Origin of the sequence: Enterobacter sp. JMULE2 (genome assembly GCF_013337145.1) — a bacterium.
GTDB lineage: Bacteria > Pseudomonadota > Gammaproteobacteria > Enterobacterales > Enterobacteriaceae > Enterobacter > Enterobacter mori.
In genome coordinates, this window is the sequence record NZ_SGWD01000016.1 from 159,200 (window position 1) to 174,585 (window position 15,386).

The following is a 15,386-nucleotide window of genomic DNA, read 5'->3' on the forward strand; positions in this document are numbered from 1 at the left end:
TGTTTTGCATACCTGAGTATGGTGTGGCGCGGATTATAATGAGCAATAGCGCCATTGCCTATGGTTCTGCATAACATTTTTTTAAAATGAGACGAAGATTAGCAACAGGTCGAATTTCGCATACCGTAATGATGGTGTAAACAGAGCGGGCAATGCTTTTCATCAGACGTAAATGACCAGAAATGACGGTGACACGTCTGGCAAACTGCCTCAAATGCTGGAGTGGCGATGCTTTTCGCTATCCCCTCCATATGCGTCACGTTTATCGCGTCATGTTGGCATACCGCTTCGCACCCTTCACAGCCGGTACAGCGCCCGGTTTCCACGGCCAGTTCAGCGTTCTCAAACCGAATCGCGTTTTCCGTACAGCTTCGCCAGCACGCGCCGCACAGTACGCAGGATTCGGCATCGAGAGTTATCTCTGCCTCGCTAAACGCAGAAAACGCCCTGCGCAGTTCACGCTGACCGGACACGACGCTACAGGCCCGGACATCCTCACGGGGAACGTGCATCAGCGCACGCCGGGCGGTATTAATCTTGTTAACGGGTATATGTTTAAACGCCCACGCAGCTTCACCGCGTCGACGAAGCGCCAGATTCAGCCGGGCAATCGCCAGCAACCAGTCAGGATTCTGCTCCGCGTCGATACTGATAAAACGAACGCGGTGCTGCGCGTGCCACAGCAGAAGCTCATTCACCCCTGGCGCACGGTCAGTAAACGTCCCAACAAGCGTATCGCCACACAGAAAGCGTTTTCGCGGCGTGATGCCGGTGATGGCCTCAGCGGGGCAGACGAACAGGCAGTCACCGCATTCAATACAGCGGCCGTCATCAACCGAGACGCCTGAGTCGGTAAAAGAAAAAGCCTGCACAGGACAGACGTCCGCGCAGGCGAGGCAGGAAGAGTGGCGAAAACGGCGACGCACGCACGCATGCGTCACGTCCATCGCCGGGGCAAAGGTCAATCCGCCCATCAGCCAATACTGAAGAAAACGAAGCGCAGCATCAGCTCACCGACAATCAGCAATGCGCTTCCCAGCAGCATGGGAGATCGCGTCGCTTTCAGACCGCCCGCAGCAAAGCACAGCATACCCGCAACGGATACGCACCAGCTCAGCAGATGCACGGTTCGAAGTTGCTCCAGCATCTGTAGCGGTGCGTGAGGGAACGTCACCACGGTGTTGTCCAAAGCCGTAATATCTGCCAGCCAGACGGGCTGCATCACCAGACGCACAAGCACCAGCAGCGTGATAATGACAACCGCCGCACGCACGGTAGTCTGGGAACGCGTCCCAACGGCCATGCAGGCTGAACCGATAATCCCCACCGAACCGATAAACAGCACCAGAGTGTTAACGTGCTGCCATGTCACCACGGATGCATGCATGTAGATCTGCGCCATGCAGAACACATCGACTAAACCAACCAGACCTGCCACAACCAACAGTGGCTTCCAGCCTGGCTTTTTGACAAACATCAGCAGCGTTGCGAAGCCAAGTGCCGCAAGATAAAGACTGGCAAAGATAATCTCACGGCTCAGCCAGGAGCTGGATACGTGGCGCAGCGCGTTAAGAGCATTAAGCGGATAGCCCATGTGCAGCGCGGAGGCAAGCAGCCCCAGGCTCGCCAGCACAAACGCTCCGGCTGCTGGCAGCAGCGCGCTGCGTTGCGTGCTTCCGAACGCCAGCCACAGCGTAACGCCAACCGATCCTTGCAGGAACAGCGTAAAAATCAGCAGCGGTAACTCATGCATGACGTTTCCCCTCTTTCTCTGCGCCCTGATGCGCTTTGATCACCAGGTTTGGTTTGGTGATGGAGGAATCAGGCAGGCCTTTCACATCACAGACCGCACCATACTTCGCCCGCAGTTCATCAATCGGCCCGAATTTAATCGCTTCGAGTGGACAGGTTGCCACACAGACGGGCTGATCTCCCTTCGCCTGGAGATCCACGCAGAAATCACATTTGGACATCTGCCCGGTCTGCTCGTTGAGCTGTGGCGCGCCGTAAGGGCAAGACCATGCGCAGTAGCCGCAGCCGACGCACTTATCAGTATCAACGCGCACAATGCCGTCCCCCGGACGCTTATGCATCGCGGTGGTTGGACAGTTTTTGGTGCAGATAGGGTCTGCGCAGTGGTTACAGGAAATAGAGAGCGTGTAGGCAAAAACGTTGTTGCTGACGCCGCCCTGCCCGGTCGGGATAAAACTCCCGCCGTTGACTTCATAAACGCGACGGAAACGACGTCCGACCTCAAGGTTGTTTTTATCTTTGCACGCCACCTGGCATGCCTTGCAGCCCGAGCAGCGGGAAGAGTCGATATAAAAACCCAGCTGTTTGTCGCTCACCGGCGCGTAATGTTTAAATTGACTCATGCTTTAGCTACCTCCACCAGCATGGTTTGATGGGAATTCCCTTTCGCAAGCGCGGTAATACGGGCAGAACTGAGCACGTTCGCGCAGCCGCCTTTATCGATACCCTGCTCGTCCGGCTGCCACCAGGCGCCTGCCTGCATGGCCACCACGCCTGGAATGATGCGCGGCGTTACCTCCGCCGGGATCTCGCAAATGCCGCGTGCGTTATGAATACGCACGGTATCCCCCTGCGCAATGCCGCGCTTTTGCGCATCCTGCGGGTTGATCCACAGCTTTTGCTGCTGCGCCTCAATTAACCACGGGTTGGCGTACTGGGTGGAGTTAGCGCGGTTTTTCCCTTTCCAGGTGATCAGCTGGAGCGGGAAGGTTTTGACCAGCTCGTCTTCCGGCCCTTCATGGGCAGGCACGTAGTGCGACAGCGCCGGAATTTCCGGGTGATGCATGTCGTACAGACGCTTTGAGAAGATCTCAATTTTTCCGGACGGCGTCGGGAACGGATGATTCTGCGGATCGCGAATGTTGTCTTCAAAGGCAACGTACGGCGCGCTTTTGAAAAGATGCTGACGCGTCTTCTGTAGCGTCGCAAAGTCCGGCAGGTTTTCATCCGGCATGGACAGCCTCGTCTGCTCCCAGATGTGCTCAATCCACGCTTTTTCGTCACGGCCCTCGCTGAACGCTGGCTCGACGCCAAGCTTAGCAGCGACCTCCCGCAGCCAGTCGTAGTCTGAACGGCGTTCAAATTCAGGTTCAATCAGCTTTTCTGACAGGATCAGATAGCTTGCCGTGCCCCAGGTTTCGCCGATATTCCAGCGTTCCATGAAGCTGGTTTCCGGCAAAAGCAGGTCGGCATATCTGGCGCTCGGCGTCATAAACAGATCGCTTGCGACGATAAACTCGATTTTCGACTCGTCTTCCAAGACACGGGTTGCCTGATGAAGATCCGGGTTCTGGTTAGCCAGATAATTGCCCGCCAGCGAAAACAGGATGCGGATATTGCTGTCCAGCTTCTCAGCATCTTTCAGGCCATCTTCCGCGGTCACCATAGAAGCATCATCCGCGGCCTGGACCCAGTTCATGACCGAAATTTTGGCTTTGACCGGGTTGTCCGGCATCTCTGGCCCGGCCGCAAATTTGCGGTTTGCGCAACCGCCATAGCCTGCCGCCCAGCCGCCTTTCACCCCGACGTTACCCGTTAGCGTGGCCAGTATCGTCGAGCCGCGCGCGGTGCGCTCGCCGCAGTTGTGACGCTGCGGTCCCCAGCCCTGGATCAGCGCGGCGGGTTTGGTGGTTGCGTAATCGCGCGCCAGCTGACGAATAGTTTGTGCAGGCACGTGGGTGATTTTCTCTGCCCACTCGGGCGTTTTCGCCACGCCATCCTTTGCACCGCTCAGGTAAGCCATCAGGGATTCATTGGCCGGAACGCCCTCTGGCATAGCGTCTTCGTCAAAGCCCAGGGTGTAGCGCTGAATAAAGTCGCGATCGTGCAGGTTCTCCGTGACGATCACATACATCATCGCGTCCATCAGGGCGTTGTCGGTGGCAGGAAGCAATGGGATCCACTGATCGGCAAGGGAGGAAACCGTATCGGAATAGCGTGGGTCGACAACAATGAAGCGCGTGCCGTTTTGCTTCATCTTCTGGTAGAAGTGGTTGCTGTGGCCGAAGATGGTTTCCGTCGGGTTATGCCCCCAGAGAATAACCAGTTTGGTGTCCAGCAGCGTGTCCAGAGAGCTGCCGCTGGCGGCGGTACCATAGGTATACGGCGTTGCCGCCGCCGTGTTACCCATACTGACCGAGTGATAGCTTTCGAGATAGCCGCCGGTTAAGTTGAGCAGACGACGAACCATTTTATCGCCGGAAAAGGTCCCGCCGGACACCGCGGTGCCCACATGAACATAGCGTGACGCAGCACCGTATTTTTGCGTAATAGTTTTTAATTGATTCGCAATAAGGGTGGTGGCTTCATCCCAGGTAATACGCTCGAATTTTCCTTCGCCACGTTTACCTACACGTTTCATTGGATATTTCAGTCGATCGGGGTGATAAACAAATTTCCGATAAGCCCGACCACGAACGCAGGCGCGCATCACTGGCATCTGAGGATCCAGCGCGTTATCAGGACGCGTTGAAATTCGGGTCACAACGCCATCACTGACGTGAGCACGAATATCACACTTGCCGCCGCAGTCAAACGTACTACAGGTTTGCACCACTTTTTCTTCAGGCGTAGCGTCTGATACCACCGTGCCCTGTGCCTGTACTTTGTCAGTTTTGAAGACAAACGGCAGGGCGGCGAGCGCCGAGCCTGCCTGAATAAACTGACGCCGGGATATGGCGGGAATAAGCCCCACTCCCTGATGTTTATTTTTTTCATTGCTCGTTCCTTCAAATAAAAACGCATTCTCGTTTTTTTTCAGGAACGAATATTGATAATTATCAAGCTAACTCTTGAGGGGTAATACTTAGCGATCTAATTCAAAATTCACCGTCGCCATTTGTCCTGTTTCATCTAATACAATTAATTGATATTTACCTGGCAAATATAATTGCACTGAATAATTTTTCTGATGCCCGTCCAGCGGTTCGCCATTCAAAAACCACCATCGTTGTCCCTCCCCGCCGCTGGTTGAAACGTTGAGGGTCATATTTTTCTCACCTGGAAGACGTTTAATTACCGCCCCTTCTCTGACGCCTGACAACATCAGCGGCGCCGCATTATGGTTATCCAGCGGAGGGCAAACCGCTGAACGGGCGGGGAGACGAGCAGCCCGTTTTTCGGCAACTGGCAGCCACGGCTCCAGCGGCAGCGGCCAGACATCCAGGACTTTTTCAGTTGCATCCGGGCAATCTGCTGCTACACGTTTACCCGTTTTATCCAGCCAGACCGGGAAGCGAATGCCGCGTATGCCTTCCTGTTCGGGCAGGAGCAGCGTGGGCGGTTCACTCCCTTCCAGCAGCCAGGTCGAAAGACGACGTCGGCAGTTTTCACTGCCTTCTGGCAGCGACTGACCGCCCGGCCAGCAGATGACCCCGCGCCCCACGCTTGTCGGGCGAGGGTCACGCGGCAGACGGGCTTCGTCTACCGTTGAGCGTGACTGAAGCAGGTTATTCACCTGGTTTAATAGCGGAACCGCGCTGGCAAAACCAAACTGCCCCGCCACCGGCGTACCGTCCGGCCGTCCGGTCCAGATGCCAATCACGTAACGGGCATTCAAGCCGATAGCCCAGGCATCACGGTAGCCATAGCTGGTGCCGGTTTTCCACGCCAGCGGCGCGATTTGCGGTAACGCATTATCCGGCAGCGGCTGCGCCTCGTTCGCCAGAATACGGCGAATGATCCACGCCGAACCTTGTGACAATAGCGGACGTTCAGTCAGCGGATCGCCCGGCTGTAACCGCAGCCTTCCCGCTTTACCGTGTCGGGCAAAGGCGCTGTAGGCCGCGGCGATATCGGACAGCCGCGCGCCTGCACCGCCGAGGATCAGGGAGAGATTCGGCTGCGCCCCCGCGGGCAGGATCAGCGGCAACCCCGCGTTACTGAGCATCCCGGCAAAACGTTTTGGCCCGTAGGCTTCCAGCACCTGTACCGCGGGCAGGTTGAGAGAGCGCACCAGCGCTTCACTCATGCTAACCGGTCCGTGAAACCCACTGTCAAAATTCCCTGGCCGATAATCACCGGTTTTTCTGGGAACGTCCTGGAGCAGAGAGGCGGGATGGATCAGGCCATCGTCCAGCGCCATACCGTAGATAAAGGGCTTTAACACCGATCCCGGGGATCGGATCGCATTGACCATATCCACATGGCTGAAACGACTGTCATCGTTAATATCCACCGATCCGACCCAGCCGCGCACTTTCATATCCGTATGATCCACGACGATCATCGCCAGTGAGCTGCGCGCAGGAAGTCGGGACTTCCAGTTCATCGCCAGCTCTTCCAGCTGCCGCTGTAGCCCGGCATCCAGCGTGGTGACAATTTTAGTGTCGCGGCTTTTGCCGAGCATCATGCGTGCAAAGAGCGGTGCCAGCTGCGGCATCTGTCGGGGCGCCAGCCATACCGACTCTTCCCGCGATTCCTTGACCTGCTTCGCAGACCAGACGCCCTGCGTTACCATACGGTCGAGCACTTTATTTCGCGCCGCTTCAGCCCGTTCAGGCCAGCGGTCCGGACGTAATCGACTCGGTGCCTGCGGCAGCACCGCCAGCAGCGCCGCTTCGGAATAGCTGAGCTGCGATGGTGGTTTTCCCAGATAGGTCCAGCTTGCAGCCCCTACGCCCTGCAGCGTACCGCCAAAGGGGGCGCGGTTGAGATAGAGTGTGAGAATATCGCGCTTGGAAAGATGCCACTCCAGCTGCATCGCCCGCCAGAGCTGACGAACTTTGCCGCCAAAGGTGCGCGGATGCGGGTCCAGCAGGCGTGCTACCTGCATGGTGAGCGTACTGCCGCCAGAGACGACTTTGCCAGAACTGAGATCCTGCAAGGCGGCACGCAGGACAGAGAGCGGGTTTACGCCAGGATGATCCCAGAACCAGCGATCTTCGTACTGGATCAGCGCCTCAAGATAACGGGGAGAGACCTCTTCAATCGTAACCGGGTAGCGCCAGATCCCGTCGCTGTCCGCAAAGCGCCACAGCGGCGTGCCCTTCTCATCCACCACCACCCGGCGGGGTTAACCTCTTTCAGAGGCAACGGCCACAGGTGGTCGGCGGCGATAATCAGCCCCCATAAAACGAGAAGCGCTCCCGCCAGCCAAAGCCAGCGGGAGCGTGTCAGACGAGCTATCTGCATATTACGGAACAACAATCAGCGGGCCGCTGGCCACACCCGTTGCCCGCCACTGCGGAACGTACATAGACTCCACCATCGGCACCGGCACCTGGTAGGTACCCGGCGTCACGGCACGCGCCAGATAGACCAGCGTGACCGGCTGACCTTCATTTACCGGCACAGCAGCCACAAAGCGGTCATCGCGGAATTCCATATGCTGAATATCCGCCTGCTGCATCTGGCTGAGCAGGTTCTGGACCTCACTGCCGCTGTCCTGCAGGCTGGCACTGCTGTTCGCCAGGTTTTGGTTTTCCAGCTCCAGACCTGCCGGGAGCAGATCGACCACCAGCGCATCCGGCACGTTCTGGCTGGCTTTAACTTCCAGCCACACCAGCACCAGTTCGCCACTCTTCAGGGAAGAGAGCGATTTACTGCTGCCGTCGGTTGCCAGGATATGGCGTTCAACCTGCAGCACGTTAGACATTGGCTGAGGCGCATATTCCGGGTAACCGGTGCTGTCGAGGCGCACCCACAGCGGCGCTGTACCGGTGTTAGTCACCTGCAGCGCGCCAAGCTGGTCACCGTTGACGTTTTGCACCTGCGATTTATCGCCGCTCAGCGCTTGTTCTGAAAGACTGGTCGTTGCCTGCCACGCACCAGACAAGGTTTGCAGCGAACGTCCTGCCAGGAACAACGCATTGCTTTCCTGGGTTGACAGCCAGCGCTGGCTGAACGCTTCTTCAGATAAAGTATTGAGCAGAGCGTTTTGTGCTTCCGGCAGCAATTTGTACTCTTCCAGCAGGGAGAGCATCAGTGCGTTATCACGCAGCTGGCTGCCGTAATCGGCCATCCAGTTTTTGCTGTCGTTGCGCGGTGTTTTAAGCGCCAGATTCAGCGCTTGCTGGCTGCGTGGGGCGTCGCCCATCAGTTTGAGCGCCATGCCCAGCTGCATCAACGGCAGCCCGGAAGCCGCCTGACCGTGGCGATCCCAGATTTCACGCAGCGCGCCCAGCGGCGCTTTTTGCTGACGCGCCAGCACCAGCGCGGCATAGGCCTGCACGGCGAACTTGCTGGCCTGAGTATCATCGCTATAGCGAATGGACATCATGCCCGGATCCTGCAGATAGCGCAGCAGGCGGCTATTGGCGTTATTCACCGCATCGTCAGGTACGCTGTAACCCTGCTCGCCCGCACGCACCAGGAAGTCGGTCACGTAGGCCGTCAGCCAGTACTCTTCCGGACCATTTTTATCCCACAGGGCGAAACCACCGTCGTCACGCTGCATTTGCAACAGACGGGAGATACCAATATCGATCGCTGCACGGCGTTTATCGTCCGTATCACCCTTAATGCCAAGTGCCGACAGCTGCGCCGCGTTGGTATAGAGCGACGGGAAGAGGCCACTGGTGGTTTGTTCCAGGCATCCGTACGGGTAGGCCTGAAGTTCGCGAATGTAGCGCGCCAGGTTCAATGGCGGTTTGCCGCTCAGCAGCAGTTGTCCCTGCAGCGTTGCAGGCGAGAAACCGTTGCTATGTTGCGCCGGTGCAATCCAGGACTCACCTGGGTTCAACATCGCGCCAGTGTTTACCGTCTGCGCCGGGAACGCCGGACGCACGCCGATCTTCCAGCTCTTCTGCTGCGGTGCGAAAGTTTCCCCCGGAAGCTGCAGACCGGTCACCTGAGCCGTCACTTCACCGTCACCATAGCCCTCCAGCGTGCGCACCGGAATAAACATCGTACTGCGCGCCCCCGGAGGCAGTTGAACCGGCCGCGGCTGCGAGCCTTCCAGCGACACTTTACCCGTTGTGGTTAAGGCCACGTTCAGCGTTTGCGGTTGGTCGGTCAGGTTAGTCAGATCCAGCGTCAGCCGCGAGGTATCGCCGCTTGCCAGGAAGCGTGGCGTGTTCAGCTCGGTAATGACCGGCGCGGCGACAACCACCTTACTTTCACTGCTGCCGAAATCGTCTTCAGTCCAGGCTTGCGCCATCAGGCGCAGCTCACCGTTGAAGTCCCCAATCGGCAGCGTAACAGTGCCCTCCCCGTTGGCATCCAGCGTGACCGGCTGTGCCTGCTGGGCAATAATGGTGACGTGGTTCACTGGCGGTTTGCCGCCGCGCTTGAGTTCATCTCCATCGCCACCGAAGCGCAGCGCGGCCAGGCGGCCCTGCCCTTCAATGACCTGGCCGTAGATATCGTAGATATCCGCGCCGTAGCGCTTCTGGCCGAAGAAAGCCTGCCACGGATCGGGCGTAACGTAATCGGTGATGTTCAACACGCCGCTATCCACCGCCGAGACCAGGACGTTCACCTTCTGCGGCACAGCCCCCTCTTTCACGCTGGCTTTCACTTTCACAGAGAGCGTCTGGTTCGGACGCATTTTCTGCGGAGTATCCAGCGCAATATTCAGACGGCGATTTTCGTCACCCATCGGCAGATGCAGCAGACCAACCGCGCGTTTCGGCGTGGCGGATTTGGATTTATCGCCAGGACGAACCACCAGCGTGCTGAGGTAGAGATCGTGACGTTTCCAGGCTTTATCTACCGGAATGGAGAGATCCAGCCCGTTTGCCGGTACGTCGATCTCTTTCCACCACAGCGGCCCTTCGCTGGACTCGATCATCGCATAGCCTTTGCCCGCAGCCGGTGCTGCAACGTGCAGATTGATGGTGTCGCCAGGCTGATAGGCTGGCTTATCCAGTTTCAGCGTCACGCGGTCAGGGCGCGCAGCCCCGGTGCCGTCGCTGTTATCCTGCCAGCTATACCCTGCCCAGAAACGTACGCTGCTGACCATCTCATCAGGCGCTTTAACTTCCAGACGGTATGAGCCCCACTCCACCGGGAAGGTGACTTTACCCGTCTCATCGGCCTTGAGCGTCAGCTCCTGCTCGCCTTCGACCAGGTCTTTCTGATCAAACTGGGACTGCCAGCCATCGCTCTCCGACCAGTTCCAGTAATAGTCCCGGCGTTCGCGGATCAGGCGAACCTGTAACCCGGAAACCGCTTTTTTCGCGCCGCTGGCATCGGCATAAACGATGTCGAAGCTGGCGTTGCCGTTTTCGTCAACAATCGGCTGGTTGACGGTGGTGTCGGTGCGGTAGTCGTAAACGGCCTTGCTGGCAAACTGCGGACGAATCCCCGGAAGTTCAGCCGCCGGCCAGATAGCCTGTTCAGCACGACGCGTTACCGGACGGCCGCCGGACTCCAGCAGGCTGGCCTGCAGGATCAGCTGCAGCGGAGAGTGTACCTCTTTCCACTGGCTTTCGGTGCTGACCTGTCCACGCCCCTGCTCATCAAGCGTAAGCTGTACTTCATCCAGGCTGCGGCTCAGGTTTTCCTCGGCGATATCGCCAAACTGGAAGCCCGGCAGCGTAGCCACCGCCTCACGCAGCGGACGCAGGTACAACTGGCCCTGCAGCGAATTGCCATTAGCTGGCGCGCCGTACAGGTAGTACCCCACCACGTTAAAGTCGACATTATCCTGCTGTGATACCGGGGCTTTTTGCCCGGTCAGGTTGAGCGCCATACGCTCCGGCATAAAGTCTTCAACGTTGAAGTCCCACAGCCGCTGCAGGTTGTCACCGGTGTTAGCGCGAATATGCCACATACCGGTCTGTGCCCCGCTGTCCAGCGGATAGTTAAAACGATAGAGTCCGTTTTCTGGCTTGACGACAATCGTACGCGCGACCTGTCCATCCGGACGCAGCACGTCAAGCTTCACAGGCTGATCGGGAAGCGGTTTTCCGTCGCTGTCGCGCAGCAGACCGTTGAGGATCACCGTTTCGCCCGGGCGATAAAGATCGCGTGGGCCAAACATAAAGAATTGCTTGCTGTAGCCAGGGCTCCCTGCGATGTTGAACTCCGCCAGGTCGAGCGCAGGCAGCTTGAGGTCAAGCAGCGTGGTCTGGCCATCTTTGCTGGCCAGGATCAGCGCGGCTTCTTTGTCGGTTTCAAGTTTCGCATGACCGTCGGCATCGCTGTTCGCCTCGGCAAGCGTCTGGCCTTTGTCATTCAGCAGCGTAACAGACACGCCGGACTGCGCCGCACCGTTTTCCAGGCTCTGAGTGAAGATGTCCAGGCGGTTGTGATAGCGGTGAGCGGACAAGCCGATATCGCTCAGGGTAAAGAGCGTTGCGGCGTTGCTGTAGTTGTAGTGCCCTGCCTGGTTCATGACTGCGATATAAACGCCAGACTGCTGGAGCGGTTTAATATCCTTCAGGGGCAACAGCAATTTTTCGCGCGTATTGCGCGCCGGATTAAGGTCGAATCGACCGGTGTAAACCAGCTCCGCCATCTTCAGCAGGTTATCGGATTCCCAGTTGGTCAGAGAATTGCGGTATTCCCACTGGCTGACAAAGGAAGCCAACGACTCCGGCTTCACGCGGTAGAAGTTCACGTCCACGTTGTTAACGTTGAGCGCCATCACCGGCAGGCCTTCCACCACTTTACCCGGCAGCAGTGAGCCGCGGCTGGCAAAACCGACCGTCGGTTCGACATCCCGGGTGGTTAAGGCTTTTTCATAATCGATGCCAAAGGTCGCTTTATTCAGCGCCTGCAGGTCGCGTTCAACGGTGACGACCAGGCTGCGGTTAGGCTCCAGATGGCGCAGTCGAAGCTCTTTCAGGTTAGGCGCAAGTTCCCACGCCCCGTCAACCTTGCCGCTTTTCTTATCCACGACATGCACTGTTTTCGCGAAATCCTGATCGGGATTCAGCGGAACAGAAAAGGTCAGCACCAGCGTGGCGGCACCGTCGAGCTGAACTTCAGAGGTATCCAGCAACGTCAGCGCTTTTCCCTGGCTCTGGGCGGCGAGTTTAGCCAGCGTTTCTGCATTGGGCTTTTCCGCGGCTTTCGGTGTTGATGCGGTGGATGCCGCGGGAGCCGCAGCCTGAGATTTATCGTCGCTGTTATCACAGCCGACAAGCGTAAACGTGGTAAGCAGCGCAAGAGAGAGCGCGGCTAAGCGAAACGGTTTCATCCTTTGTCCCTGGCCCATGGAGCCTGTTGGTCGTCGTCCGGATAAGTATTATCCGCAAGTTTCATTAATTCAAAAAGTCCAATTTTAGAATCTTGAAAGCGCCTCGCAGAATGGCATCACGCCGCTACGCCGTGATGGAACCGCGATCACAGCACATAACGTCACATGTTACCTTTCACGTCATTTGTTTTTAAAACAAGAAGATAGCTGGATAAGCGTGCCTGAAGACTGCTAGCTTTATGACCATGACGCACCCCGAGTGCGCGGTTCAATAAGAGAGAAAGCCATGAAACGAGCCGTGAACGCCCTACAAAATTTCGGCAAATCATTGTACGGACCGGTACTTATCTTACCGATTGTCGGTCTTTTTATCGCCTTTGGTAACGTGCTGGGTAACGGCAATCTTGCCGAGTACCTGCCGTTTCTTGGCCATCCTCTGATTCAGAATATCGGCCAGCTCATCGCGAAATCTGCCGTATCGGTACTGGTTAACCTGGCACTGGTATTTGCCGTCGGTATCCCGATTGGTCTGGCGACGCGCGATAAAGGCTATGCCGCGCTGATTGGGCTAGTGACCTTTGTGGTGTTCATCAACGCCATGAACGTCACGCTGCAGCTACAGGGCGCGCTTGCGCCTGTCGAGCAGATGAAAGCGGCTGGACAGACCATGGTGCTGGGCGTGCAGGTGCTGGAGATGGGCGTGTTCGCCGGGATCCTGACCGGCGCGCTCTCCGGGTATCTCTACAACAAATACTCCGGCGTACAGTTTAACGGCGCGATGGCGATTTACTCCGGCCACTGTTTTGTCGCTATCGTCATGCTCCCCGTCTCCATGCTGCTCGGCGTGGTGATGAGTGAACTGTGGCCGTTTGCCCAGCACGGCATTAGCGCCCTGGCGCTGGCCATCAAAGGCTCCGGGCCGTTTGGCGTGGCAATCTACGGTTTCCTGGAACGCATTCTGGTCCCCACCGGCCTGCACCATCTGGTTTATACCCCATTCCTTTATACCGAGCTGGGAGGTACGCAGGAGGTATGCGGTGCAACCTATCAGGGCGCGCGCAATATCTACTTCGCCGAGATGGCCTGCCCGGACGTGAAGCAGCTCAGCAGCACCGTGGTGTGGGACGCGCGCGGCATCAGCAAAATGTTCGGCCTGCCTGCCGCCGCGCTGGCGATGTACATGACCGCGAAGCCGGAGCGTAAAGCCATTGCGAAAGCCATTTTGATCCCGGCGGCGCTAACTTCGCTGCTGGTCGGCGTGACCGAGCCGATTGAGTTCTCCTTCCTGTTCGTCGCTCCGCTGCTCTTCGTGGTGCACGCGGTGCTGACCGGCATCGGCATGATGCTGTTTTCGCTGCTGGGCGTTCACGCCATCGGCGCCAACGGGATTATCGATTTCATCCTCTACAACCTGCCGCTCGGCACGGAGAAGTCCAACTGGCCGATGTACCTCCTGGTCGGGCTGATCATGTTCGCCCTCTACTTCGTGGTGTTCCGCTTCCTGATCCTGCGCTTCAACATGAAGACGCCCGGCCGTGAGGATGACGATAAGGAGACGCGCCTGTACAGCAAACAGGAGTACCAGGCCAAAGGCAATAACGACGGGCTGGGCGAGTCCATCGTGGTGGGGTTGGGCGGCCGGGAAAACATTGAAGTGGTGGATAACTGCTACACCCGCTTGCGCGTCACGGTGAAGGATGTCGCCATCATCGACGAGCCGCGCCTGAAGGCGACTGGCGCGAAAGGGATTATCAAACAAGGTAACAACGTTCAGGTGGTCTACGGGCTGCACGTCAAAAAAATGCGAGAAGCCGTTGAGACGTTTCTCTGAAAGGAGCTAAAGATGTTTACACCCCCATTTATCCTGTCGATTGCCGGCGGCGGTAGCACCTACACGCCGGGTATTGTGAAAAGCCTGATGGTGCGACTGCAGGATTTCCCGCTGGCCGAAATTCGCCTTTACGATATCGACGAGGCGCGTCAGAACACCATTGCGCCCGTCGTAGAGAAGGTCATTCGCGACCACAGCCAGAGCATCAAATTTACCGTCACCAGTGACCCGGAAGTGGCCTTCAGCGACGCACATTTTGTCTTCGCCCAGATGCGCGTCGGCCAGTATAAAATGCGCGAGCAGGACGAAAAGATCCCGCTGCGTCAAGGCGTGGTCGGTCAGGAGACCTGCGGACCCGGCGGGCTGGCGTACGGGCTGCGCACGATCCTGCCGATGGTCGAGCTTATCGATCTGGTCGATCGCTACGCGCATGAGAAAGCCTGGATCGTGAACTACTCCAACCCGGCGGCGATCGTCGCGGAGGGCGTGCGTCGCCTGCGGCCAAATGCGCGGGTGCTGAACATCTGCGATATGCCGGTGGCTGCCATGCGCAATATGGGCGCCATTCTGGGTGTCGATCGCCGCAAGCTCGAAGTCGACTACTTCGGTCTGAACCACTTCGGCTGGTTTACCCGCGTGCTGGTGGACGGCGAGGACATGCTGCCGGAGCTGCGCAAACATATCGCGAAGTTTGGCCTGCTGACGGAAGATGCGGCCAAAACCGACCCGCAGCATTCGGATCCGTCGTGGGTAAAAACCTGGCGCAACATTAAGCCGATCATGGACAACTTCCCGGAGTATCTGCCGAACCCGTATCTGCAGTACTACCTGATGCCAAACCAGATTGTGGAGCATCAGAACCCGGACTATACCCGCGCCAATGAAGTGATGGACGGGCGCGAGAAAAAACTGTTCGCCGCAGCCGAAGAGTATAAGCGCACCGGGATCCTGCCGGATGCCTTCCACGTGGGCGTCCACGGTGAATTTATCGTTGACGTCGCCTGCTCACTGGCCTTTAACCTGCGGAGCCGCCATCTGGTGATGGTGGAAAACCGCGGTGCGATTACCAACCTGCCTTACGATGCCGTGGTGGAAGTGCCCGCTTATATCACCTCCGAAGGCCCGGAACCGATTCGCGTCGGTCAGGTGCCGCTGTTCCATCAGACCCTTTTGCAACAGCAGCTCGCCTCGGAACAGCTGCTGGTGGAGGCAACTATCGAGGGCAGCTATGAGAAAGCGCTGCAGGCGTTCACCCTCAACCGCACCGTGCCGACCATGGAGCACGCGAAAGCGATTCTGGATGAGATGATTGAAGCCAACCGCGACTACTGGCCTGCGCTGCAAAAAGCCTGGCAGGACGGCGAACCGGTGAAAAAATAGGGGCTTGCTCGCGAGTTGAACGTGGTTTGCTTGTCGGTGTCAGAAAAAACACCGACA

General features: G+C 57.7%; 7 protein-coding genes and 1 pseudogene. 2 read left to right on the top strand and 6 right to left on the bottom strand.

Features of this window, described 5'->3' with window-relative positions:
* Positions 1-98: 98 nt before the first annotated feature.
* The 6 genes and pseudogenes from EXW94_RS20780 to EXW94_RS20805 all read right to left on the bottom strand — a co-directional run bounded on the left by EXW94_RS20780 (position 99) and on the right by EXW94_RS20805 (position 12,118).
* Positions 99-974 (bottom strand): 4Fe-4S binding protein, encoded by an 876-nt coding sequence (locus EXW94_RS20780; RefSeq protein ID WP_174340909.1) that lies wholly within the window; start codon positions 972-974, stop codon positions 99-101.
* On the bottom strand, positions 974-1,753 hold the full coding sequence (locus EXW94_RS20785; RefSeq protein ID WP_108416725.1) for a DmsC/YnfH family molybdoenzyme membrane anchor subunit: 780 nt from the start codon (positions 1,751-1,753) through the stop codon (positions 974-976). Before EXW94_RS20785 ends, EXW94_RS20780 begins: the two co-directional genes overlap by 1 nt.
* Entirely contained in the window at positions 1,746-2,375 is a 630-nt protein-coding gene (locus EXW94_RS20790) for a DMSO/selenate family reductase complex B subunit (RefSeq protein ID WP_174340910.1), read from the bottom strand. Before EXW94_RS20790 ends, EXW94_RS20785 begins: the two co-directional genes overlap by 8 nt.
* Positions 2,372-4,726, bottom strand: a complete 2,355-nt coding sequence (locus EXW94_RS20795; RefSeq protein WP_309232515.1) for a DMSO/selenate family reductase complex A subunit — start codon at positions 4,724-4,726, stop codon at positions 2,372-2,374. The genes EXW94_RS20790 and EXW94_RS20795 overlap by 4 nt, the downstream gene beginning before the upstream one ends.
* Positions 4,727-4,837: 111 nt before the next feature.
* Positions 4,838-7,164: pseudogene (gene pbpC, locus EXW94_RS20800) on the bottom strand (peptidoglycan glycosyltransferase PbpC).
* A 1-nt stretch (position 7,165) separates the two neighbouring features.
* Positions 7,166-12,118, bottom strand: a complete 4,953-nt coding sequence (locus tag EXW94_RS20805; protein ID WP_174340911.1) for an alpha-2-macroglobulin — start codon at positions 12,116-12,118, stop codon at positions 7,166-7,168.
* Positions 12,119-12,404: 286 nt separating this feature from the next.
* Between EXW94_RS20805 and EXW94_RS20810 the strand changes: the two genes are divergently transcribed.
* Both EXW94_RS20810 and EXW94_RS20815 read left to right on the top strand, forming a co-directional pair.
* Positions 12,405-13,949 carry a PTS transporter subunit EIIC gene (locus EXW94_RS20810; protein ID WP_120157699.1) on the top strand — a complete coding sequence of 515 codons (1,545 nt, stop codon included), beginning with the start codon at positions 12,405-12,407 and terminating at the stop codon, positions 13,947-13,949.
* A 12-nt stretch (positions 13,950-13,961) separates the two neighbouring features.
* Positions 13,962-15,329 carry a 6-phospho-alpha-glucosidase gene (locus EXW94_RS20815; protein ID WP_174340912.1) on the top strand — a complete coding sequence of 456 codons (1,368 nt, stop codon included), beginning with the start codon at positions 13,962-13,964 and terminating at the stop codon, positions 15,327-15,329.
* Positions 15,330-15,386 lie beyond the last annotated feature (57 nt).

Excerpts from the sequence above, each read along its gene's own strand:
- EXW94_RS20790 (WP_174340910.1), bottom strand. The coding sequence starts at position 2,375 with ATGAGTCAATTTAAACATTACGCGCCGGTGAGCGACAAACAGCTGGGT.
- EXW94_RS20815 (WP_174340912.1), top strand. The coding sequence starts at position 13,962 with ATGTTTACACCCCCATTTATCCTGTCGATTGCCGGCGGCGGTAGCACC.
- EXW94_RS20780 (WP_174340909.1), bottom strand. The coding sequence starts at position 974 with ATGGGCGGATTGACCTTTGCCCCGGCGATGGACGTGACGCATGCGTGC.
- EXW94_RS20805 (WP_174340911.1), bottom strand. The coding sequence starts at position 12,118 with ATGAAACCGTTTCGCTTAGCCGCGCTCTCTCTTGCGCTGCTTACCACG.
- EXW94_RS20785 (WP_108416725.1), bottom strand. The coding sequence starts at position 1,753 with ATGCATGAGTTACCGCTGCTGATTTTTACGCTGTTCCTGCAAGGATCG.
- EXW94_RS20810 (WP_120157699.1), top strand. The coding sequence starts at position 12,405 with ATGAAACGAGCCGTGAACGCCCTACAAAATTTCGGCAAATCATTGTAC.